Source organism: Brachybacterium sp. UNK5269 (assembly GCF_049266655.1).
In the GTDB taxonomy this organism is placed as follows: domain Bacteria; phylum Actinomycetota; class Actinomycetes; order Actinomycetales; family Dermabacteraceae; genus Brachybacterium.
On the sequence record NZ_CP184883.1, the window covers coordinates 3,076,573 to 3,097,591 of the forward strand.

Annotated in this window: 17 protein-coding genes and 1 tRNA gene; 4 read left to right on the forward strand and 14 right to left on the reverse strand. The window is 73.2% G+C overall.

Annotation, left to right across the window (positions count from 1 at the left end):
* Positions 1 to 4 precede the first annotated feature (4 nt).
* Entirely contained in the window at positions 5 to 1,576 is a 1,572-nt protein-coding gene (locus tag ACOJUI_RS14370) for an HNH endonuclease (RefSeq protein WP_422115620.1), read from the reverse strand.
* Positions 1,577 to 1,953: 377 nt separating this feature from the next.
* Between ACOJUI_RS14370 and ACOJUI_RS14375 the strand changes: the two genes are divergently transcribed.
* Both ACOJUI_RS14375 and ACOJUI_RS14380 read left to right on the forward strand, forming a co-directional pair.
* Positions 1,954 to 2,027, forward strand: a tRNA-Met gene (locus ACOJUI_RS14375).
* Positions 2,028 to 2,103: 76 nt separating this feature from the next.
* Positions 2,104 to 2,766, forward strand: coding sequence for a pentapeptide repeat-containing protein (locus tag ACOJUI_RS14380; protein ID WP_422115621.1), 663 nt, complete (start codon positions 2,104 to 2,106; stop codon positions 2,764 to 2,766).
* A gap of 90 nt (positions 2,767 to 2,856) precedes the next feature.
* On the opposite strand, the gene ACOJUI_RS14385 is transcribed toward ACOJUI_RS14380, so the two are convergent.
* The 13 genes from ACOJUI_RS14385 to ACOJUI_RS14445 all read right to left on the reverse strand — a co-directional run bounded on the left by ACOJUI_RS14385 (position 2,857) and on the right by ACOJUI_RS14445 (position 19,083).
* Positions 2,857 to 3,363, reverse strand: coding sequence for a CoA-binding protein (locus tag ACOJUI_RS14385; RefSeq protein WP_422115622.1), 507 nt, complete (start codon positions 3,361 to 3,363; stop codon positions 2,857 to 2,859).
* A complete protein-coding gene (locus ACOJUI_RS14390) occupies positions 3,360 to 4,697 on the reverse strand; it encodes an O-acetylhomoserine aminocarboxypropyltransferase/cysteine synthase family protein (RefSeq protein ID WP_422115623.1) in 1,338 nt (445 codons plus the stop codon). Before ACOJUI_RS14390 ends, ACOJUI_RS14385 begins: the two co-directional genes overlap by 4 nt.
* Complete coding sequence (sfnG, locus tag ACOJUI_RS14395; RefSeq protein WP_422115624.1) at positions 4,694 to 5,932, reverse strand: dimethylsulfone monooxygenase SfnG; 1,239 nt, start codon at positions 5,930 to 5,932, stop codon at positions 4,694 to 4,696. Before sfnG ends, ACOJUI_RS14390 begins: the two co-directional genes overlap by 4 nt.
* Positions 5,933 to 5,969: 37 nt before the next feature.
* Positions 5,970 to 8,057, reverse strand: a complete 2,088-nt coding sequence (acs, locus tag ACOJUI_RS14400; RefSeq protein WP_422115625.1) for an acetate--CoA ligase — start codon at positions 8,055 to 8,057, stop codon at positions 5,970 to 5,972.
* Positions 8,054 to 8,899 carry an ABC transporter permease gene (locus tag ACOJUI_RS14405; RefSeq protein ID WP_422115626.1) on the reverse strand — a complete coding sequence of 282 codons (846 nt, stop codon included), beginning with the start codon at positions 8,897 to 8,899 and terminating at the stop codon, positions 8,054 to 8,056. The genes acs and ACOJUI_RS14405 overlap by 4 nt, the downstream gene beginning before the upstream one ends.
* Positions 8,896 to 9,945, reverse strand: coding sequence for an aliphatic sulfonate ABC transporter substrate-binding protein (locus ACOJUI_RS14410; RefSeq protein ID WP_422115627.1), 1,050 nt, complete (start codon positions 9,943 to 9,945; stop codon positions 8,896 to 8,898). The genes ACOJUI_RS14405 and ACOJUI_RS14410 overlap by 4 nt, the downstream gene beginning before the upstream one ends.
* Positions 9,942 to 10,826: an ABC transporter ATP-binding protein gene (locus ACOJUI_RS14415; protein ID WP_422115628.1), complete on the reverse strand. Its 885-nt coding sequence runs from the start codon at positions 10,824 to 10,826 to the stop codon at positions 9,942 to 9,944. The genes ACOJUI_RS14410 and ACOJUI_RS14415 overlap by 4 nt, the downstream gene beginning before the upstream one ends.
* Positions 10,827 to 10,934: 108 nt before the next feature.
* Entirely contained in the window at positions 10,935 to 11,573 is a 639-nt protein-coding gene (locus ACOJUI_RS14420) for a GNAT family N-acetyltransferase (protein ID WP_422115629.1), read from the reverse strand.
* The gene (locus ACOJUI_RS14425; RefSeq protein ID WP_422115630.1) at positions 11,570 to 12,688 is read right to left on the reverse strand and encodes a glycosyltransferase family 4 protein; all 1,119 of its coding nucleotides are present in this window, start codon (positions 12,686 to 12,688) and stop codon (positions 11,570 to 11,572) included. Before ACOJUI_RS14425 ends, ACOJUI_RS14420 begins: the two co-directional genes overlap by 4 nt.
* Positions 12,689 to 12,698: 10 nt before the next feature.
* Positions 12,699 to 13,847 (reverse strand): NAD-dependent epimerase/dehydratase family protein, encoded by a 1,149-nt coding sequence (locus ACOJUI_RS14430; RefSeq protein ID WP_422115631.1) that lies wholly within the window; start codon positions 13,845 to 13,847, stop codon positions 12,699 to 12,701.
* 323 nt (positions 13,848 to 14,170) lie between these two features.
* Positions 14,171 to 17,320 carry an alpha-mannosidase gene (locus tag ACOJUI_RS14435; RefSeq protein WP_422115632.1) on the reverse strand — a complete coding sequence of 1,050 codons (3,150 nt, stop codon included), beginning with the start codon at positions 17,318 to 17,320 and terminating at the stop codon, positions 14,171 to 14,173.
* Positions 17,321 to 17,452: 132 nt separating this feature from the next.
* Positions 17,453 to 18,262: a serine hydrolase domain-containing protein gene (locus ACOJUI_RS14440; protein ID WP_422115633.1), complete on the reverse strand. Its 810-nt coding sequence runs from the start codon at positions 18,260 to 18,262 to the stop codon at positions 17,453 to 17,455.
* Positions 18,259 to 19,083, reverse strand: a complete 825-nt coding sequence (locus tag ACOJUI_RS14445; RefSeq protein WP_422117677.1) for a serine hydrolase domain-containing protein — start codon at positions 19,081 to 19,083, stop codon at positions 18,259 to 18,261. The genes ACOJUI_RS14440 and ACOJUI_RS14445 overlap by 4 nt, the downstream gene beginning before the upstream one ends.
* A 279-nt stretch (positions 19,084 to 19,362) precedes the next feature.
* On the opposite strand from ACOJUI_RS14445, the gene ACOJUI_RS14450 reads away from it, so the two are divergent.
* Together ACOJUI_RS14450 and ACOJUI_RS14455 are read left to right on the forward strand one after the other, a co-directional pair.
* Entirely contained in the window at positions 19,363 to 20,109 is a 747-nt protein-coding gene (locus ACOJUI_RS14450) for a L,D-transpeptidase family protein (protein WP_422115634.1), read from the forward strand.
* Positions 20,110 to 20,299: 190 nt separating this feature from the next.
* On the forward strand, positions 20,300 to 21,013 hold the full coding sequence (locus tag ACOJUI_RS14455) for an FhaA domain-containing protein (RefSeq protein WP_422115635.1): 714 nt from the start codon (positions 20,300 to 20,302) through the stop codon (positions 21,011 to 21,013).
* The last annotated feature ends 6 nt before the right edge of the window (positions 21,014 to 21,019 follow it).

Below are 21,019 nucleotides of genomic sequence, written 5' to 3' on the forward strand. Positions count from 1 at the left end.
GCCCTCAGGCTCGGGATTCGGGGTCGTCCGCGGGCGGCGGCCGCTTCCTCGCGGCGCGGCCCGGTCGTCGACGGGGCGGCGCCGACGCCGCGGGGTCGAGGCGGACGATGCGCGGCCGCGGCCGTGAGGGCGCCAGCGCAGGAGGACGGGTGACCCGGCGGGTGCCGGTATGGCTGGTCCATTCCACCGCGTGCCCATCGGTCCGATCACCGACCTGCGTCACGCTGCGGGTCTGCCGCTCCTTGTCGTTGCAGAGGGCGCACAGCCCCTGGGCGTTGTCGAGGCTGGTGGGTCCGCCGGAGGCGTGGGGACGGACGTGATCGCACTGCCGGATCGCGGCGTCGCAGAAGGGACCGCGGCAGATCTGGTCGCGCCAGCGGATGAACCGTGCCAGCGCCGGCGGGAAGGCCCGGGCGCGAGCCTCGACGGCGACCAGCTCCTCCGTGCGGGGATGGGTGTACAGGCGGCGCAGCACCGCGCGGAGGGCGGGCCCGTCGGACCCCAGCGCCTCGTCGGCCTGGTCGATCAGGGCCGCGCCCAGGGCTCCCCGCAGCTCCTCGCGCAGCACCTCCACGGGCGCGGCGCCGTATCCCTCGATCTGCGCGAGCTCCCCGGCGCCGGGGTGGATCAGGGCGCGGTCGGTGATGATGACGCCGATGTCGAGGGTCACCGGTTCGCTCCCCTGCCGCTGGCCGACGAGGGCATCCACGAGGACGTCGGCCTGGATCGCCTGGTGCCCGCGCCGGTCCCCCGCGGCGCGCAGCCGCTCCGCCTCGAGCGAGAGCCGCTTGCGGATCTTCGCGGCGTCCAGGCCGGAGATCCGGGCGGAGACGGTGGCCATGCCGTGCTCGGCCCGCCGCACCGTGACGTGCCGCTCCCGCTTCGCCCGCAGGTGCCGACGCTTCTGCCCGTAGGGGTCGGCCTGGGAGATGGCGGCGGCGGTGGCGGCACTCCACTCCTCCGCGCCGGCGGCGTCGAGGGCGGGCAGGCGCTGCCCGAGCAGCCGGTCCGCGTCCGCGCGGTGGGTCGGGGACAGCACCGAGAAGGAGCGGGAGGCGCTGTGGGCGACGTCGCTGGTGACCTTCGCCGTCGCGAGCGCGGTGAACATCTCGGGCATGTCCGCAACCAGGCGCCGCTGGGAGGCCAGGGAGTGCGCGGCCGAGGCCGGGGAGCGGCCGATGATCATCGAGACCTCGCGCGCGGCGCTCCGTGACGCCTCCCGCAGGAGCGCCTTCGGGGGCGGGAGCTGATCGGACTCCTGGGCCGCGCGGGCCATCAGCTCGGCCTTCTTCTCGAGGCCGAGGGAATCGGCGAGGGCGACCACCGCGCGGGCCTCGAGCGCGTCCATCGCGCTGCGGAGCTCGTGGAGGCGGCCGACGACCTCCGCGAATCCCGGCGCGCCCCGATCGGTGGCGACGAACAGCGCAAGCGGGCGCAGGGCCAGCTCCCTGAGCAGGAACGCCTGATCGCCGAGCGCCGCGGCGAGCGCCCCGGGGCCCCCGTCGCGCACGGCGTCGACCAGCAGCTGGTGGGGATCACCAGCGGCCGAGCCGATTCCCTGCGCGATCTGTGACATGCCCTCAGTATTCCGTCGGAGGCCGACACGGGATAGGGTCGAAGAGGAATGTGGATAACTTCGACTGGGGAGGAACCGTCGTTTTCGCGCGCGCCCGAGTTCCGCCGCAGCCCAGGCCACAGGCACTTTCAGAACGCACACGGTGCGTGCGTCACGAATACCCAGTGGCACCAAGGGATTTCTGTCCACACGCGCTCCCGAAATGTGGAAAAGCGCCGCCGGTGGAGGAACACTGCGCGTCCCCCATCGCGGCCGATGCCCGCAAGGACATGACGTCCCACCGCCCTCCGCGTCGCCGTGCGTCAGCACATGACGAAACGCTCGACAGCCCCGGGAACCCCGGGGCAGGCTGAGGACCGTCGGCCCCGCCGACGCCCCGCTCCGTAGCTCAGCCCGGTAGAGCAGCTCCCCCATAAGGAGTCCGTCGCAGGTTCGAATCCCGCCGGAGCGTCCGTCGCCCGCACCCCGCCCCGTCCGCGCAGTGAGAGGATCGGGCCTCCCGACCACCCGCCCTACCCAGGAGCCCCGTGCCACGATCGCGCACCACCCCGCAGCCAGTGCTCAGCCCCCTGCGCCTGCCCGCGCTCGACCCCGGCGACACCGCCGCCCTCGCCGCGCACGGCGTCGTCGAGGTCATGAGCTTCCAGGGCACCGACCTGTCCCACCTCGACCTCACCGGCACGACGTTCACCGAGTGCGAGCTGCTCGGCGTCACCGCGCACGGGACCACCCTGACCTCGGCGCGGCTGATCGAGACCCGCATCGAGCGTCTCCACGCGCCGGTCCTGGAGGCCTCCCGCTCCACCTGGCGCGAGGTCGAGCTGGTCGGCTCCCGGCTCGGGGCGCTGGACATCGACGACGCCGCCGTGCGCACCACCCGCATCGTCGGCTGCAAGTTCGACTGGCTCAACCTGCGCTCGGCGACGCTCGAGGACGTCCTGTTCGAGGACTGCACGTTCGACGAGCTGGACCTCACCGGTGTCACCGCCACCCGCGTGGCCTTCGTGAACTGCCGGGCCGGCAGTCTCGCCCTCGCCCACGCGCGGCTGCGGGACGTGGACCTGCGCGGGCTCGAGATGGGGTCGATCGGCAACCTCGAGTCGCTGGCCGGGGCGACGCTCGACGCCCACCAGGTCGCGGCGCTGGCCCCCGCCTTCGCGGAGCATCTGCGGATCCGCGTCGAGGGCTGAGCCAGCGGCCGCCGGGCGGCCCCGCCGCCCCCACGCAGCAGAACGCGGGCCGAGGGTGACCCCGACCCGCGCCTGAAGGCCGAGGATACGTCAGCTGCGCCCGCTGAGCCGCTGCTTCCGCGAGCCGATCTCGCCGGTGTTGAAACCGGCCAGGTGCAGGCCGCCGTGGAAGCGGGCGTGCTCGATCTTCACGCAGCGGTCCATCACCACCGCCAGTCCCGCGCCCTCGGCGAGCGCCGCGGCCTCCTCGTGCCAGGAGCCGAGCTGCAGCCACAGCGTGGAGGCGCCCGCGTCGACGGCCTCCTGGGCGACGCCGGGCAGGTCGTCGTGGCGGCGGAAGACGTCCACCAGGTCCGGGACCACCGGCAGGTCGGCGAGCGAGGCGTAGGCGGGCCGGCCCAGGATGGTGTCGGCCCGGGGGTTGACGAAGTAGACGTCGTAGGGGGAGCTCGAGAGCAGGTAGGTCGCCACGAAGTAGCTGGCCCGCGCGGGATTCGCCGAGGCGCCCACGATCGCGATGCTGCGGGCGCGGCGCAGGATCGCGAGCCGCTCGGGGGCCGACGGGCCCTGCCAGGTGCGCTGGATCTGGTCGGTCATCGCTGGACTCCTGTCGCGGCCGTGATCGCCTGGTCGAGGTCCCAGAGGATGTCCTCGACGTCCTCGAGGCCCACCGAGATGCGGATCAGGTCCGGCCGCACCCCGCCCTCGACGAGCTGCTCGGGGCTGAGCTGCTGGTGGGTGGTGGAGGCCGGGTGGATCACCAGTGTGCGGGCATCGCCGATGTTCGCCAGGTGCGAGGCCAGCTGCAGGCCCTCCATCACCTTCTCGCCGGTGGCGCGGGCCGCGGCGGCCTGCTCCTGCTCGCTGTCGAAGTCGCCGACGGGTCGCACCCCGAACGCGAAGACGGCGCCGGGTCCCAGCGGCAGGTACTTCTGCGCGCGCTGACGATGCGGGTGGCTCTCCAGCCCCGCCCAGGTCACGAACGAGACCCGCGGATCCTCATCCAGCCACTGCGCCACGGCGCGGGCGCCCACCAGGTGGGCGTCCATGCGCTGCGGGAGCGTCTCGACGCCCTGCAGCAGCTGGAAGGCGGACTGCGGCGACAGGGACGGGCCGATGTCGCGCAGCTGCTCGGAGCGCAGCTTGGTGAGGAAGCCGTACTCCCCGAAGTTGTCCCACCAGCGGATGCCGCCGTAGGAGGCGACCGGCTTGGTCATGCCCGGGAACTTCCCGTTGCCCCAGTCGAAGCGGCCGGACTCGACGACCACGCCGCCGAGGGTGGTGCCGTGCCCGCCGAGGAACTTGGTGGCGGAGTGGATGACGATGTCGGCGCCGTGCTCGAGCGGCCGCACCAGGTACGGGGTGGCGAGCGTCGCGTCGACCACCAGCGGCACCCCGTGCTCATGGGCGAGCGCGGCCAGGCCCTCGAGGTCGGCGATCTCGCCGGAGGGGTTGCCGATCATCTCGACGTACAGCACCTTGGTCTCCGGCCGGAACGCCGCCCGGTAGTCCTCCGGGTCCGAGGAGGCCACGAAGGTGGTCTCCACCCCGAAGCGGCGCAGGGTGACGTCGAGCTGGGTGACGGTGCCGCCGTAGAGCTGGGCGGAGGCGACCACGTGGTCCCCGGCGCCGACCAGGGCCGCGAAGGTGATGAACTCGGCGCTCATCCCGGAGGCGGTGGCGACCGCGCCGATGCCTCCCTCGAGGGAGGCGATGCGCTCCTCGAAGGCCGCGACGGTGGGGTTGCCGATGCGGGAGTAGATGTTGCCGTACTTCTGCAGCGCGAAGAGGTTCGCGGCGTCGGCGGCGTCGTCGAAGACGAAGGAGGTGGTCTGGTAGATCGGGACCGCGCGGGCGCCGTGCTGGGCGTCGGGCGTGCCGCCCGCGTGCAGGGCGCGGGTGCGGAAGCCGAAGCTGCGCTCGGCGCTCATGCGGCCACCGCGGCCTTCGCCGGGTGGCCGGCCGGGAGGGTCCGGGCGGTGGCGGCCGCGGCCTCCTCCGCGCTGACGCCGGGGACGACGGGCAGCGCCTCGGTGTTCAGCTCGGTGCCGCGGGAGCGGGCGAGGTCGCGCTCCTTCTCGCGCACGATCGGCAGCACGTCGCGGCCGAAGGCGGCGACCTCCTCCTGGAAGTGGAGGTAGCAGGTCAGCATGAGGTTCACCCCGATCTTCTTGTACTCGATGATGCGGTCGGCGATCTCCTCGGGGGTGCCGATCAGGCGGGTCTTGAAGCCGTCGTTGTACTGGACGAGGTCCTCGAAGGAGGAGCCGGCCCACATGCCCTTGCCGTCCTTGGTGGAGGCCCCGGCCTCCTGCACGGACTTCCGGAAGCCCTCGACGGCGGGGCGGTGCGCCTTGGCGACGATCTCGCGCAGCGTCTCCTCGGCCTCGGCGCGGGACTCGCGCGCGATCACGAAGCCGTTGAGCCCGAACTTCGGCTGCCGGCCGGCCCGCTCCGCCGAGGCCAGCACCCCGGCGACGTTCTCCTCGTAGCCCTCGAGGGTGCGGCCGTTGGAGAAGTACCAGTCCGCGACCCGGCCCGCGACGTCCTGCGCGGCGGTGGAGTTGCCGCCGAAGAAGATCTCGGGGTGGGGGCGGCCGGGCACCTCGACCGGCTTCGGGGAGAGGGTGAAGTCGTCGATCGCGTAGTAGTCGCCGTCCTGGGAGTACCCGTTCTCGGTGAGCAGCCCGCGCAGGGCGCTGATGAACTCCTCGGTGCGCACATAGCGTTCGTCGTGCTCGAGCCAGGGCAGGCCGAACTTCACGAACTCGTCCTTCAGCCAGCCGGAGACGATGTTCACCGCGGCCCGGCCGCCGGAGAGGTGGTCGGCGGTGATCAGCCACTTGGCGAGCACGCCGGGATGCCACATGCCGGGGTGGAAGGCGGCGATGACGCGCAGGCGCTCGGTGGCGCCGAGCAGGGCCATGGAGAAGGCGGAGGCCTCGTGCTGCTTGTCGGCGCCGTAGCTGGCGGCGTAGCGGGTCTGGGTCAGCGCGTAGTCGAAGCCGGAGTTCTCGGCGATCTGCGCGAGGCGGGCGTTGTAGGGCAGCTGCCAGTCGGTGCGCTGCTCGATGGTGGAGACGACCAGGCCGCCGGAGACGTTCGGCACCCAGTACGCGAACTTCAGCGGCGTCTCGAAGGTCGAGGCGGGGACGGTGGGGGTCATGGATCCTCCAGGAACGGGGGCGAGCGGTCGGGGTCGGTCAGGGCTGCGGCGCGACGGCGGGGTCGTCCGCGGGCAGGGCCGCGAGGACCGCGGCGACGCGCGCGACGGCCTCGGGGTTCTGCAGGGAGGTGACGTCGCCGAGCGGCGTACCGGTCCGGCCGGCGCGACGGTCGCGCTCGGCGTGGACCAGCTGCGCGAGCAGGCGGCGCATGATCTTCCCGGAACGGGTCCGGGGCAGGTCGGGCACGGCGATCACGTGCTTCGGCTTGGCGACGGGCCCGATCCCGCGGGCCACGCGGTCCCGCAGGGCGGGCACGTCCAGGGCGGCCGACGGGTCGGTGGGGATCACGAACACCGCCACCGCCTGCCCGGTCAGAGCGTCGTCCACCCCGGCGGCGCCGGCCTCGGTGACCGACGCGTCGGCGACCAGCGCGGACTCGATCTCGATGGTGGACAGCCGGTGCCCGGAGACGTTCACGACGTCGTCGAGGCGGCCCAGGATCCAGAAGCAACCGTCGGCGTCGACCGTGGCGGAGTCCCCGGCGACGTAGAAGCCGCCGTGCTCCCCGCAGCCGGCGTAGTCGCGCCAGTACGAGTCGCGGTAGCGGGCGGGGTCGCCCCAGACGGTGCGGGCCATCCCGGGCCAGGGTCGACGGGCCACCAGTGTGCCGGCGACCCCCGGGGGCAGCTCGGCGCCGTGCTCGTCGACGACGGCCATGTCGATGCCGGGCAGCGGGACGGTCGCCGAGCCGGGCTTGAGGGTGGTGATGCCGGGCAGCGGCACCAGCATCGCGGCGCCGGTCTCGGACTGCCACCAGGTGTCGATGATCGGCAGCTCGCCGCGGCCGAAGGTGCGGCGGAACCACACCCAGGCCTCGGGGTTGATCGCCTCGCCGACGGTGCCCAGCAGGCGCAGCGAGGACAGGTCGTGCCCGCCGGGCAGCTCCTCGCCGAACCAGGACATGAAGGTCCTGATCAGGGTGGGGGCGGTGTAGTAGACGGTGACGCCGTAGCGCTCGATGATCTCGAGGTGCCGGGTGCGGGAGGGCTCGCCGGGGGTGCCCTCGTAGATCACCTGGGTCAGGCCGTTGGACAGCGGCCCGTAGATCTCGTAGGTGTGGGCGGTGACCCAGGCCAGGTCCGCGGTGCACCAGTGGACGTCCTCGCGCTTGGCGTCGAAGTGCGCCCAGTGCGCCCAGGAGGTGTGGGCGAGGTAGCCGCCGCTGGTGTGGACCAGCCCCTTGGGCTTCCCGGTGGTGCCGGAGGTGTAGATGATGAACAGCGGGTGCTCGGCGTCGAAGGGCTGGGCCTCGTGGACCTCGCTCGCGGTGTCCACCGCCTCGTGCCACCAGACGTCCCGGCCCGGCGTCCAGTCGATCTCGAGGCCGGTGCGGCGCACCACCAGCAGGTGCTCGAGGTGCTCGAGCCCGGCGGCGGCCTCGTCGGCCGCGGACTTCACCTCGACGGCCCGGCCGCGGCGGAACTGCCCGTCGGAGGTGACCAGCAGCTTCGCCGCCGTGTCCTGGAGGCGGAAGCGCACCGCCTCGGCGCTGAAGCCGCCGAAGACCAGCGAGTGCACGGCGCCGATGCGGGCGCTGGCCAGGGCGATCACGATGGTCTCGACCAGCACCGGGAGGTAGACCACGACCCGGTCGCCGGGGCCGATGCCGAGACCCGTCAGGGCGTTCGCGGCCCGGCAGACGCGGCGCTGGAGCTCGGCGTAGGTGACGGACTCGCGGTCCCCCGGCTCGCCCTCGAAGTGCAGGGCGACCTGGCTGCCGGCGCCGGCGCGGACGTGGCGGTCCACGCAGTTCTCGGCGACGTTGAGGCGGCCGCCGACGAACCAGCGGGCGGCGGGCACGCTCAGCTCGCCGGTGGCGGGGTCGGCCAGGGGCGGCTCCCATTCGTGGGCGGTGTGCCAGGGCTGCGCCCAGCTCAGGCGCCGGGCGGCGGCCTCCCAGAAGGCGACCGGATCGGCGTCGGCCTCGGCGTAGACGCTCGCGTCGAGGTTCGCCGACGCGGTCAGCGCGGGGGCGGGCGCATACGTGCGGCGCTCGACCAGACGGGCCTCGGCGGCGGTGTCGGGGTCGGGGTCGGTGTCGGTGTCGGTGTCGGTGAGGGTCATGCCCATCTCCTCAGCAGCTTCTTCTCGACGAGGCCGAGGACGGCGTTGGTGAGGCTGCCGAGCAGGGCCAGCAGCACGATGGCCAGCAGGATCCGGTCCACGCGGCCGGTCTGCTGGGAGTCGTTGAGCACGAAGCCCAGTCCCATCGACGAGGCGATCAGCTCGGCGGCGACCAGGAACAGCCAGGCCTGGGCCAGCGCCAGGCGCAGGCCGGAGATGACGGAGGGCACCGCGGCGGGCAGCTGCACGGTGCGCAGCAGCGACCAGCCGCGCAGGCCGAAGCAGCGCCCGGCCTCGACCAGGTGCGGGTCGATGTGCCGCAGGGCGGAGGAGACGGTGGTCAGCACCGGGAAGAAGGCGCCGATCGCGATCAGGGTGATCTTGGATTCCTCGCCGATCTGCAGCCAGAGGATCAGCAGCGGCACCCAGGCCAGCGACGGCACGGCGCGCAGGGCGGCCAGGGTGGGGCTCAGCAGCGCATCGCCGGCGCGGGACAGGCCCACCACGGCGGCGGCGGCGAGACCGGCCAGGGCCCCGATGGCGAAGCCGATCAGGACGCGCTGCACGGAGATCGCGATGTGCAGCCAGAGCTCGCCGGTGGCGGCGAGATCGGCGGCGGCGCCCAGCACCGCGGCCGGACCCGGCAGGCGGTAGGCGGGCACCAGGCCGGTGGCGGTGACCAGCTGCCAGGCGCCCAGGATCAGCAGCGGCGCCAGGGCGCCGGCGGCCAGGCGCACGGGACCGCGCTCCCACAGCGCCGTCCGCGTTCCCGTACGGTGGGCGCCGGCCTCGGGAGCGGGGTCGGGGTCGGTCGTCGCCGGTGCGAGGGTCGGCGCGCTCACTGTGCGGCCACCGCGGCGCGCGCGAAGGCGTCGTGGATGATCTCGCCGCGGGCCCGGTCGACAGCCTCGGCCCCGCCCTGCACGTCCCCGGACTCGGAGAGCATCGGGGAGATGGTCTCGAGCACCGCGAGCTGGTCCTCCCCCGGCACGCCGGAGACGTCGAGGTTGGAGCGCTCGGTGATGACGGTGGTGGCGACCTCGAGGTCGATGCCGGCGACCTCGGCGAGCAGCTCGGCGGTGGCCTCGAGGTTCTCGAGCGCCCAGCTGCGGGCCTGCTCGTAGGCGTCCACCACGACCTGGGCGACGTCGGCGTGGTTCTCGATGAAGTCCTCGGTGGCGTTGAGGAAGCCGTAGGTGTTGAAGTCGACGTTGCGGTAGACCAGCTGCGCGCCGCTCTCGACCTCCGCCGCGCCCATGATCGGGTCCAGGCCCGACCAGGCGTCGACCGAGCCGCCCTCGAGCGCGGAGCGCCCGTCGGCGTGCTGGAGGGCCTGGATCTCGACGTCCTCGACGCTCAGCCCGGCCTGGTTCAGGGCCTGGACCAGGAAGAAGTACGGGTCGGTGGCCTTGGTGGCGGCGACGGAACGCCCGGCGAGGTCCGCCGGCGACGTGATGTCGCTGCCGGGGCCGACCACCAGCGCCGACCACTCGGGCTGCGAGTAGATGTCGATGACCTTGATCGGGGAGCCGTTGGCACGGGCCAGCAGCGCGGCCGAGCCCGCGGTGGAGGCGACGTCGGCCGAACCGGAGCGCAGCAGCTCATTGGCCTTGTTGGAGCCGGCCGACTGCACCCACTGCACCGTGACCGCGTCACCGAGGACGTCCTCGATCAGCTTCTGCTCGCGCACCACCAGGCTCAGCGGGTTGTAGGTGGCCCAGTCGATGGTGAGGGTGTCGGTGCTCCACGTCCCTGCGCCGTCGGCCGCGGCGGCCTCCTCGCCGGAGCTCTCGGAGCCCTCCCCCGGCACGCAGGAGGCGGCGCCGAGGGCGGCGAGCGAGGACAGGCCGAGGGCGGTGACGGTGCGGCGGGTGAGGTGACGGCTCATGAGGGGATCTCCGGGGTGGGGGTGGGGGCATGGGGATGGGCGGAGGGGACGCCGAGGCCCTCGAGCAGCTCGACCCGGAGGTCGGCCAGGGCGTGGTCGGCGCGGTCGCGGGGACGCGCCCCGGGCACCTCGACGCAGCGGGCCAGGGACTCGGCGGCCTCCCCGGCGCCGCGCAGGGAGCGCAGCAGCAGCACCCGGTCGGCGAGGTAGAGGGCCTCCTCGACGTCGTGGGTGACCACCAGCACGGTGGTGGGCTCGGCGGCGTGGATCTCCAGCAGCAGGTCCTGCATGCGCAGCCGGGTGAGGGCGTCGAGCGCGCCGAAGGGCTCGTCGAGCAGCAGCACCTCGGGGCCGCGGGCCAGGGCCCGGGCCAGCGACGCGCGCTGGGCCATGCCGCCGGAGACCTCCCGGGGCCGCAGCTCGGCGGCGTGCTCGAGGCCGACCAGCTGCAGCAGCTGGCGCACCCGCTCGCGGCCCTCGGCCCGGGCGGTGCCGCGCGGCAGGCCGAGCGCGACGTTCTGGGCCAGGCTGCGCCACGGCAGCAGCCGCGGCTCCTGGAAGGCCACCGCGGTGCGGGGGTCGATGCCGGTCAGGGCGGTGCCGCCGATGCGGATCACCCCGGAGCTGGGGCGGTCCAGGCCCGCGATCAGGCGCAGCAGGGTCGACTTGCCGCAGCCTGAGGGGCCGACGACCGCGACGATCTCGCCGGAGCCGAGCTCCACGTCGAGCTCGCGCAGCACGTCATGGCGTCCCTGCGGGGTGTCGAAGGTGCGGCCCACCGCGGCGAGCCGCACCCCGTTCGGGCGCGGACGCGCCGGGACGGCGGCGGCCACGGCGGGGGCGGCCGGGCGCCGATCGGAGGCGGTGACGGTACTGGTCATGCCCTCGATCATGCGGGCGGAGCCGAGATCGACGCCAGCAGGGCGTCATAAGCCTTCATATTCGCCGACCGAAGGTCACGGAGGCACCCGTGCCCGCCGGCCCGGCGCTCAGCGCGCCAGGCGGTGCTCCAGCGAGGCCCGGACGCCGGGCCACTCCCAGGTCAGGATCGAGTAGACGACGGTGTGGCGCACGGTGCCGTCGGGCAGGATCCGGTGCGCGCGCAGGATGCCGTCCTGCTGGGCGCCGAGGCGCTCGACGGCGCGGCGCGAGGCGGTGTTCAGGTGGTGCACCCGGAACTCGACGCCCAGGCAGCCGAGCGTCTCGAAGGCGTGGGTGAGCAGGGCCAGCTTCACCGCGGCGTTGATGCCGGTGCCCTGGACCGAGCCCGCGAGGTAGGTGGTGCCGATCTCGAGGCGGCGGTCGCGGCGGGAGATGTTCAGGAAGGTGGTGTGACCCACCACCCGGCCGCTGCCCTGCTCGAGCACGGCCCAGGAGAGGGTCGTCCCCGCCTCGTCCGAGGCGCACTGGGCGGCGACGTGCTCCTCGACCCGGTCCGGGGCGGGCACGTGCGGGGCGTAGGGCGCCCGCCAGATCTCCCCGTCGGCCACCACCGCCCGCAGGCCCTCGACGTGCTGCGCCCCCAGCGGCTCGAGCCGCACCCGGTCGTTGCCGAGCTCCACCCGGCGCGGCTGCTCCATCGCCGTGGTGGGCACGGACGCGGTGCGGGAGTGCTCGGCGGCGCTCATCCGTGCTGCTCGATCGCCATCTCGTAGTAGCGCAGCAGGTCGTCCGAGGCGTTCTCCCAGGAGAACTTCTCGGCCTCGGCGCGGGCGGCCCGGCGGATCCTCCCGCGCAGCTCCGCATCGCCCAGCCGGGTCAGTGCCGCATCCAGGCTGCGCTCGTCGCGGGAGTCGAACAGCAGCCCGTCCACCCCGTCGGTGACCTGCTCCATCGTCGGCCCCGAGCGGGCCGCGACCACCGGCAGCCCGGAGGCCATCCCCTCGAGGATCACCAGCCCCAAGGTCTCGGTGACGGAGGGGAAGACGAAGGCGTCGGAGCTGGCGAAGGCGCCGGCGAGCTCCGCGCCCTCCATGAACCCGGGGAAGATCGTCGAGGTGCCCGCGAACAGGGACTCCAGCTCGCGGCGGTAGGGGCCGTCGCCGATGATCGCGAGCGCCACGTCGTCCCGGCGCTCCATCATCGGGCGCAGGGTGTGGATCTCCTTCTCCGCCGCCAGGCGCCCCACGAACACCAGCAGCTTCTTGTCCGGGCGCCCCTGGGTGAGGCGCTCGCGCATCGCGTCCGTGGCGAAGCGGGGGTGGAAGGCCTGCGTGTCCACCCCGCGGCGCACCACGTGCAGGTTCTCGATGCCCTTGCCGGCAAGCTCGCCGCGCATGGTCTCGGAGGTCGCCAGGTTGACGTCCGCCAGGGCGTGGTTGCGCTTGATCTGCCACCACACCGCGGGCTTCCCCCAGCGGTACGCCCGGTACAGGTCCAGGTAGCGCGGGATGTGGGTGTGGTAGCTCGCCACCAGCGGGATCCGCTGGCGGTGCGCGGCGAATGCCCCCGACGAGGCCAGCAGCAGGGGCTGCGCGGCGTGGACCACATCCGGGTGGAAGCCGCGGATGATGCCGTCCACGGTGGGGGCGGGCAGGGTGAAGCGGCGGTGCTTGTAGAACGGCAGCGTCACCGGGCGGATGCCCACCACCCGGGCCCCGTGGTGCTCGGAGACGCCGAGGTCGGGGGCGATGACCATGACCTCGTGCCCGAGCTCCACGAAGCGCTCGACGGCGTGGCGGAGCCGGGTGACCACGCCGTCGACGGAGGGCAGGAAGGTCTCCGTGACGATCGCGATCTTCACGGGGTGCGGCTCACTTCCAGGTCACGGTGGGCATGACCAGCTCGCGCCGGACCCGATCGGAGTTGTTCTGCGCGACCTTGAGGACCTCGGTGAGGTGCTCCTCGGTCAGCAGGTGCGGCTCCAGACCCAGGCTCAGCAGGTTGGTGTTGACCGCGTTGTAGTAGTGGTCGTACTTCTCCACGCGCGGGTTCTCGGTGGTGGCGATGTTCGCCTCGAGGCCGAGGTCGCGGGCGACCTTCTGCACCTTCTCGGCCAGCTCCTTGACGGAGAACTGCTCGGTGAACTGGTTGTAGACGCGGAACTCGCCGCGGTCGGCGGGGTTCTCGCAGGCGATCTCGATGCAGCGCACGGTGTCGGCGATGTCCAGGTAGCCGCGGGTCTGGCTGCCGTTGCCGTAGACGGTGAGGTCGTGGCCGATGGCCGCCTGGATGATGAAGCGGTTCAGGGCAGTGCCGAACACCGCGTCGTAGTCGAAGCGGTTGACCAGGCGGGGGTCCAGCCGGGTCTCGTCGGTCTCCAGGCCGTAGACGACGCCCTGGTTGAGGTCGGTGGCGCGGATGCCCCAGATGCGGCAGGCGAACATGATGTTGTCGCTGTCGTGCACCTTGGTGAGGTGGTAGAAGGAGCCCGGGGCCTTCGGGAACGGCAGGCGGTCCTTGCGGCCCTTGTGCTCGATCTCGATCCAGCCCTCCTCGATGTCGATGTTCGGCTGGCCGTACTCGCCCATGGTGCCGAGCTTCACGAGGTGGCAGTCGGGGGCGTAGTCCTTGATCGCCCACAGCACGTTCAGGGTGCCCTCGACGTTGTTGCGGTGGTTCTCGATCGCGTGCTCGCGGTCGATCATCGAGTACGGCGCGGAGCGGTGCTCGGCGAAGTGCACGAAGGACTCCGGCTGCAGCTCCTGGAAGAGGGAGGAGACGGCCTCGTAGTCGGTGAGGTCGGCGATGCGCACGGCGATGTCCTTGCCGGTGACCTCCTTCCAGGCCGCCACCCGCTCCTCGAGGGAGACGATCGGCGTCATGGAGTTCGAGCCGAGCTCCTCGTCGATCTCACGGCGCACCAGGTTGTCCACGATGGTGACGTCGTGGCCCTTCTGCGAGAGGTACAGGGCAGTGGGCCAGCCGCAGAATCCATCTCCACCGGCGACGACGATCTTCATCTCGTGAATCCTCCAGAAAGACTAGGTGCCGGCAGGCAGAGGGACACCACAGCCGGGATGCGAAGGTCCGTGTCCGCTCTTAACGTAGTGCAGGTCGCCCCCCGCTCAAAGACGAGCGGCGAGGGCCCGAACGGCGGGGTAACGGACCGTGAACAGCGCGCATGGCGCGGCTCGCGGGCCGGGTCCCGCCGACGGATTCCACCATAGCCCGGGCCCGCGGGGCGGTGCTGACAGTCGGTCCGGCCCGGGCCGGCTGGGGTGGCTCGGCTCGGGTGGGTCGGGTCGGGCGGTCAGGCCGGGTGCAGTGGGTCGGGCCGGGCGGGTCAGGCCGGGCGGCGCACCCGCAGGGTCTTGATCTCGAAGGGACGGAAGCTCAGGAGCACCCCGGCGTCCTGGTCGTGCTCGAGCGCGGAGCGGAAGGCGGGGGTCCCCTCGCCGAAGGGCCGCTCGAGCAGGTCCACCGCGGTGACCTCTCCCCCGCTCAGGGCCGCATCCAGCTCGAGGCGCACCTGAGTGCGGGCCCCGCCGGACTCGTACAGCCGCAGCACCAGGTCCCCGGAGCGGTCCTCGGCGAGCTTCACCGTCTCCACCAGCACGCTCGACGCAGCCTCCGCGCCGCCTGCGGGCACGATCCTCACCAGCGGCGCGGCCGCCTCGGCGACGGCGGCGGGGACGCGCCGCTCGGGCAGGTTGAGCCGGTAGCCCTCCGCGATGGCCTCCGGGATCCCGGCGCCGGGGCGCACCGCGACCCGCAGCGTGTACCGGCCCTGATCGGCGCCCGGATCGGGGTACTCCGGGGCGCGCACCAGGGTCAGGCGGGTCGTGGTGGTGGTGCCGCCGTCGGCCTCCCGGACGGTGCGCAGCACGTCGTGGCCGTAGGTCGAGTCGTTGGCGATGGCCACGCCGTACTCGCCCTCGGCCAGGTGCACCCAGCGGTGGGCGCAGGTCTCGAAGCGCGCGAAGTCCCAGGAGGTGTTGACGGGGATCGGGCGGTCGATGTGGCCGAACTGGGTCTCGCTGCTCAGGTGGGCGGCCCGCAGATCGAGCCCGAAGGCGAGCTTCAGGGCCTTCTTGCGCTCGCGCCAGTCGAGGTCCAGGGCGATCTCGAGGGATTCGTCGTCCGGTCGCAGCACGAAGGTCTTCACGATGGTGGAGCCGGCGCCGGTGACGCCCCGGGTCCGGGTGCCCTCGGCCACGGCGGTCGAGTAGGTGAAGGCCACCCGCACCCCGGCGCCCTCCTCGCTGACCTCGACGGCGGTCGGCGCATCGAGGTCGCGCACCACATGGCGGTAGAACTCGTCGATGTCCCAGGCGTCCCAGGCGTTGGGGGTGTCGCGGTGCAGCTGGAGCAGGGCGCCGGGGGCGCCGGGGGCGATGGCCTCGCGGCCGCTGGCGCGGTCGATCAAGGAGGTGATCGCGCCGGTCCGGTCGAGCACGGCGCGCAGCGCGTCGTTCTCGATCCGGATCTCACCGCCGGCGCGGGTGACCACCACCGCCTGCCGGCCGCTGCGGGGAGCGCCGGCGCAGTAGGCGGGCACGCCGCGCCGCGCCACCGGGGCGGTGTTCAGCAGCAGCTGGGGGGCGTCGTCCGCGCCCCCATCGCCGGCCCGGCCCCCGCCCCCGGCGAGCGCGGTCAGCGCCGCGGCGATGATCGCCTCGGCACGCTCGGCGGTCTCGGCATGGTCGCGCTCGGCCTCGCGGTGCACCCAGGCGATCGAGGACCCGGGCAGGATGTCGTGGAACTGGCCCAGCAGGGTCCGCTCCCACAGCTCCTCGAGCTCGTCGTGGGGGTACTCGGCGCCGGCGCGGAGCGCGGCGAGGGAGGCGAGGAACTCGGCCTCGTGCAGCAGGTGCTCGCTGCGCCGGTTGCCCTGCTTGGTCCCCAGCTGCGCGGAGTAGGTGCCGCGGTGCAGCTCGAGGTAGAGCTCGCCGTTCCACACCGGGGCGTCGGGGTACTCGGCGCGGGCCCGCTCGAAGAAGTCCTGGGCGGTGCCGAACTCGACCTTCGGGGAGCCCTCGAGGTCGGCGGCGCGGCGACCGGCGGCCATCATCTCGCGGGTGGGTCCGCCGCCGCCGTCGCCGTGGCCGAACAGGTCCAACCCGAGGGTGGAGCGTCCCTTCTCCTTGAAGTTCCGCTCGAAGTAGGCCAGCTCGCCCGCGGTGAGCTCGCCGTTGTAGGTGTCCGCGGGCGGGAAGTGGGTGAAGACGCTGGTGCCGTCGAGCCCCTCCCAGCGGAAGGTGTGATGGGGGAAGGTGTTGGTCTGGTTCCAGGAGACCTTCTGGGTCAGGAAGAACTCCTGGCCGGCCAGCGCCGCGATCTGCGGCAGCGCGGCGGAGTAGCCGAAGGAGTCCGGCAGCCAGGTCTCCCGGGTCTCGACGCCGAAGTTCTCCAGGAAGTACCGCTTGCCGGCGACGAACTGGCGGGCCATGGCCTCGGAGCCGGGCATGTTGGTGTCCGACTCCACCCACATCCCGCCCACCGGCACGAACCGTCCGGCCTCCACGTGCTCGCGGATCCGCTCGAACAGCTCCGGGTAGCGGTCCTTCATCCACCGGTACTGCTGGGCCGAGGACGCCGAGAAGGTGAGGTCGGGGTCGTCCTCGATCAGCGTGCAGACGTTGGAGAAGGTGCGCGCCACCTTCCGCACGGTCTCGCGCACGGGCCACAGCCAGGCGGAGTCGATGTGCGCGTGACCGGTGGCGATCGCGGTGAGCGCCGAGGCGCCGGCCGGGGACTCGAGCACCGGGCACAGCACGGCCCGGGCGGCCTCGGCGGTGCCGGGCAGGTCGTCGGGGTCGGCGACGTCGCAGGCGTCCTCGAGGGCGCGCAGGATCCGGTGGCGCCGCTGACTGGTCGTGGGCAGCTGGTCCATCAGGCCGACCAGGGCCCGGAAATCCTCGGCGAGCTCCCAGATCCGCACGTCGCGGCGGGCGAGGTGGAGCTCCTGGACCGAGTAGAGCTCCTCGTCGGGGAGGGTGGCGAGGTCGCCGAGCGGGGTGGGCGCGAAGGCCCAGCCGCCCGAGACCTGGGGATTGGCGGCGCATTCGAGGTAGAGGTCCAGCTGCTGGCCGGGCGCGACCGGGAGGTAGCGGTTGAAGGGGTTGATGGCCTTGACCGGCACGCCGTCGGGCGTGAAGGCGAGCGCCTCCGCCTGGAAGCCGGGCTGCCCGGTGAACGCCAGGTCCACCACCAGCTCCGGGGCGGAGGTCTCGTCGGCCGCCCACTGCGACGGCACCGTGCCGGTCACGTGCAGCCAGGTCGTGGACCAGGCCCGGCCCAGCGGCGCCCCCACCTCGAGCGGCGCGCCCTGTTCCGCGTGCTCACGGATCGCCTCGCGCGGCGGGATCGGCTCCCCGGGCAGGCGATGGGCGGTGATCGTCACCGGCGCGGTCTCCTGGTACACCCTCGTGGTGAGGTGGTCCTGGACGAAGCGGCGGATGCGGGACTCGGTGAGCTCCCTGTCGTCGAACATGCGGCTGCTCCTCGCGGCGCGCTCGGCGCCGAGCTGGTGGGGGTCGACACGCGGCGGCGGGCGGGCCGCCGTCGGCCCCTCGACTCTAGCGAGCGGCGTTGCCCACGTCACATCCGCGCCGGCGCCGCGGCCTCAGCGGGCGTGCCGCTCGAGCACCGCGTCGGCCAGCCGCGGCATGACCTCGCGGTGGGCGTCGCAGAAGTCGTGGGAGGTGCCGACGACCAGGGCGAGATCCGCGACCGGGTCGACCCAGAAGGCCGTGCCGCGCATGCCGAAGTGGCCGACGGTCCGCTCGCTGTTGCGCGAGCCGGTCCAGTGCGGGGACTTGGTCCCGCGCACCTCGAGTCCGAGCCCGAAGGGGTTCGGGCTCTGCTTCCCGAAGCCGGGCATGATCCCCACCAGCTCGGGGAACTGCGCACCGGTGAGCTCGCGGGACCACTGCTCCTCCAGCAGGGTGGGCCGCAGCAGCTCGGCGGCGAAGCGGGCGAGATCGGTCAGCGGCCCGCCGGCCCCGACCGAGGGCGAACCGTCCCAGATCAGCCCCGTCATGCCGAGCGGACCGGCGACCCGGTCCCGGATCCAGTCGGCGATGTCGCAGCCGAGGGCGCGCTCGAGGTGCCGGGCGGCCTCGTCGATCCCGTAGTTGGAGTAGTGACGGCGCAGGCCGGGGGCCTGCAGCGTGCCGGCGGACTCGTAGAAGTACCCGGAGGCGTGGGAGAGCAGGTGGCGCAGGGTCGAGCCGGGCGGCCCCGCCGCGTCGTCGAGGCCGACGCGGCCCTCCTGCGCGGCGATCGCCGCGCCGAAGCCGGTGAGGGCCTTGGTGACCGAGCGCCAGGGCCGCACGCGGTCCACCTCGCCGCGCCGCTCCCGCTCACCGGAGGGACCCAGCACGATCGCGGCGGCCTCGAAGCCGAAGTCGTCGAGCAGGTGAAGTGCGCTCATCCCGCGGTGCCGCGGGTCCCGCCGAAGCGCTCGAGCAGGGCGTCGGTGAGCGGCGGCCAGATGCGCACATGGTCCGGGCCGAAGGGCTGCTCGCCGAGGAAGGCGGCGGTGAGGCCGGCCGCCGGGTCCACCCACAGGAAGGAGCCGGACTGGCCGAAGTGCCCGAAGGTCTCCGGGCTCGAGCGCTCCCCGGTCCAGTGGGGCTGCTTGTGGTCGCGGATCTCGAACCCGAGGCCCCAGTCGTTGGGCTTCTGGCGGCCGTAGCCGGGCAGGATGCCGGACAGGCCCGGGAACTGCACCGCGGTCGCCTCCTGCCAGAGGTCCGTCGAGAGCAGGGCGGGGGCCAGCAGCTCGCGGCCGACGGCCAGCAGGTCGCGGATCGACCCTCGGTACCCGGCGGCCGGGGATCCGCCCACCTCGACGTCGACGAGGTCGAGCCCCTGGACGACGGTGAGCTCCATCCACTCCTCGAAGTCGTAGCCGGTGGCCTGCTCGACGTGGGCGGCGAGCACCTCGAAGCCGGTGTTGGAGTAGATGCGGCGGGCGCCGACGGTCCCGACCGCCTGATCGCCGTCGAAGGCGTAGCCGGCGGTGTGGGCGAGCAGGTGGCGCACGGTGGCCCCCTCGGGGCCGGCCGGCTCGTCGAGGTCGACCAGTCCCCGGTCCACGGCGATCAGGACGCCGAGCGCGGCGAGCGGCTTGGAGACGCTGGCCAGGTCCCAGACGCGGGTCGGCTCGCCCTGCACGTGCAGGGTGCGCTCGGCGTCGGACACCCCCAGCGCATGCGCGAAGGCGACGTCGACGGGGATCTCGGGCGGCATCTCGGTCTCCACGTCACCCAATATGGCACACGCCCCCGGCACCCCGGCACGGCTCCGGAGCCTCCCTCGCCGCACCCGCGGCCCTCGGTCCGGGCACTTCGGCCCGCTGCCGGGCGCGGCTCCCGGCCATCTCCGCACGACCTGCACATTTTACCTCTTGTTTACCTGGCCTTGACTCCGTCATGCTGTCGGTGGCGGGGTCCACCGGCGCGCTCCGCCCCGCCCCGGCCTCCGGCGCCCTGCACCCCCCCACCCCCACACCCGCGAAGGGACCTCATCATGGCCGTGAACATCATCGTCGGACCCGGCGACCCGGAGGGCCCGCCGCCTGCCGTCCCCGCCCCGTCGCGCCGCCTCGTGCTGCTCGGGGTGGGCACGGTCGGTGCCGGGCTGGCCCTCGGCGTCGGCCCCGCCGCGGCGGCACCGCCCACGCTGCGCCGGGGCTCCCGCGGCGCCGCGGTGACCACCCTGCAGCGGGACCTGGCCCGCCTGAAGTACTGGTGCGGCGCCGCCGACGGCAGCTTCGGCCACCTCACCCAGCAGGCCGTATGGGCGGTGCAGAAGACGGCGGGCCTGACCCGGGACGGCGTCGTCGGGCCCAGGACCTACGCGGCGATCGCCCGCGGCGTGCAGCCGCCGCGGCAGAAGACCTCCGGCTACGGCTTCGAGGTCGACCTCAGCCTGCAGGTGATGACCGCGACCTGGAACGGGACGCTGCGGTACATCCTGAACACCTCGACCGGCAGCGGGGAGCGCTACTACTCGGGCGGCCGCTGGAAGACGGCGACCACCCCCAAGGGCGACTTCCGGATGTTCCGCTTCCACAGCAGCGGCTGGCAGAGCGGTCCGCTGGGGAACCTCTACCGCCCCGCGTACTACGACCGCGGCTGGGCGATCCACGGCTCCACGTCGATCCCCCCGTACCCGGCCTCGCACGGCTGCTGCCGCCTCTCGGTGGGCGCGGCCGACATGCTCTGGTCGGGAGGGTGGATGGTCCCCCAGCGCCGCGTGGTCATCCATTCCTGAGCCGTCCGGCCCCGTCCCCGAGCGGGGCGGGGAGCGCCGCCCTCTTCACCGGTCCTGCACCGAACCCTTGCCCTCTCGCCGCTCCCCCGAGCACCGATGACCAGGTGCCGCGATAGGATCGGTGGGCGAACCGCCGCTGCCGACACCGTCGGGACCAGTGGCGCAGGGACAGCGACAGCGAAGGACCACCGTGGGGATCTTGGATCGGATCGAGCGCGGCCTCGACCGCGGCGTGACGAGCGTCTTCTCGCCCGGCCGCGGGCAGCTGAAGCCGCTCGACCTCGCACAGGGGCTCAAGCGCGAGTGCGACGACCAGATCCAGGTGCTCGACCGCACCCGGACCCTGGCCCCGAACGTCTTCACGATCTACCTCAACTCCCAGGACCACGAGCGCTTCTCCTCCTGGGAGGACACCCTGCTCGACGAGCTCCAGCAGCTGCTCACCGAGCACGCCGACAAGCAGCGCTACATGTTCGTCGGCGCGGTCAGCGTGAGCCTCGAGCGCGACGACGAGGTGCGCCCCGGCCGCTTCGAGACCGAGTCCCGCACCGAGCGCGGCAGCGTCGCGCCGGCCACCGGCGCCGCCCAGACCGGCTCCGGCGGCAGCCCGATCATCGAGATCGACGGCCAGCAGTACCTGCTCACCGGCCCCGTCACGGTGATCGGCCGCGGCGGGGACGCGGACATCATCCTCGAGGACACCGGCGTCTCCCGCCATCACCTCGAGCTGCGGGCCGAGGCCGACGGCAGCCTGGTGGCCACCGACCTCGGCTCCACCAACGGCACCTTCGTCGACGGGGAGCGGATCCGCACCCCCGTCGCCCTCCACGACCGCTCCCTGCTCAAGATCGGCCGCACCCGGCTGACCGTGCTGCTGCCCGCCGCCGGCCCGGTCACCTGGTGAGCCCCC

Excerpts from the sequence above, each read along its gene's own strand:
- ACOJUI_RS14370 (WP_422115620.1), bottom strand. The coding sequence starts at position 1,576 with ATGTCACAGATCGCGCAGGGAATCGGCTCGGCCGCTGGTGATCCCCAC.
- ACOJUI_RS14385 (WP_422115622.1), bottom strand. The coding sequence starts at position 3,363 with ATGACCGACCAGATCCAGCGCACCTGGCAGGGCCCGTCGGCCCCCGAG.
- ACOJUI_RS14390 (WP_422115623.1), bottom strand. The coding sequence starts at position 4,697 with ATGAGCGCCGAGCGCAGCTTCGGCTTCCGCACCCGCGCCCTGCACGCG.
- sfnG (WP_422115624.1), bottom strand. The coding sequence starts at position 5,932 with ATGACCCCCACCGTCCCCGCCTCGACCTTCGAGACGCCGCTGAAGTTC.
- acs (WP_422115625.1), bottom strand. The coding sequence starts at position 8,057 with ATGACCCTCACCGACACCGACACCGACACCGACCCCGACCCCGACACC.
- ACOJUI_RS14410 (WP_422115627.1), bottom strand. The coding sequence starts at position 9,945 with ATGAGCCGTCACCTCACCCGCCGCACCGTCACCGCCCTCGGCCTGTCC.
- ACOJUI_RS14415 (WP_422115628.1), bottom strand. The coding sequence starts at position 10,826 with ATGACCAGTACCGTCACCGCCTCCGATCGGCGCCCGGCCGCCCCCGCC.
- ACOJUI_RS14420 (WP_422115629.1), bottom strand. The coding sequence starts at position 11,573 with ATGAGCGCCGCCGAGCACTCCCGCACCGCGTCCGTGCCCACCACGGCG.
- ACOJUI_RS14430 (WP_422115631.1), bottom strand. The coding sequence starts at position 13,847 with ATGAAGATCGTCGTCGCCGGTGGAGATGGATTCTGCGGCTGGCCCACT.
- ACOJUI_RS14435 (WP_422115632.1), bottom strand. The coding sequence starts at position 17,320 with ATGTTCGACGACAGGGAGCTCACCGAGTCCCGCATCCGCCGCTTCGTC.
- ACOJUI_RS14440 (WP_422115633.1), bottom strand. The coding sequence starts at position 18,262 with ATGAGCGCACTTCACCTGCTCGACGACTTCGGCTTCGAGGCCGCCGCG.
- ACOJUI_RS14445 (WP_422117677.1), bottom strand. The coding sequence starts at position 19,083 with ATGCCGCCCGAGATCCCCGTCGACGTCGCCTTCGCGCATGCGCTGGGG.
- ACOJUI_RS14450 (WP_422115634.1), top strand. The coding sequence starts at position 19,363 with ATGGCCGTGAACATCATCGTCGGACCCGGCGACCCGGAGGGCCCGCCG.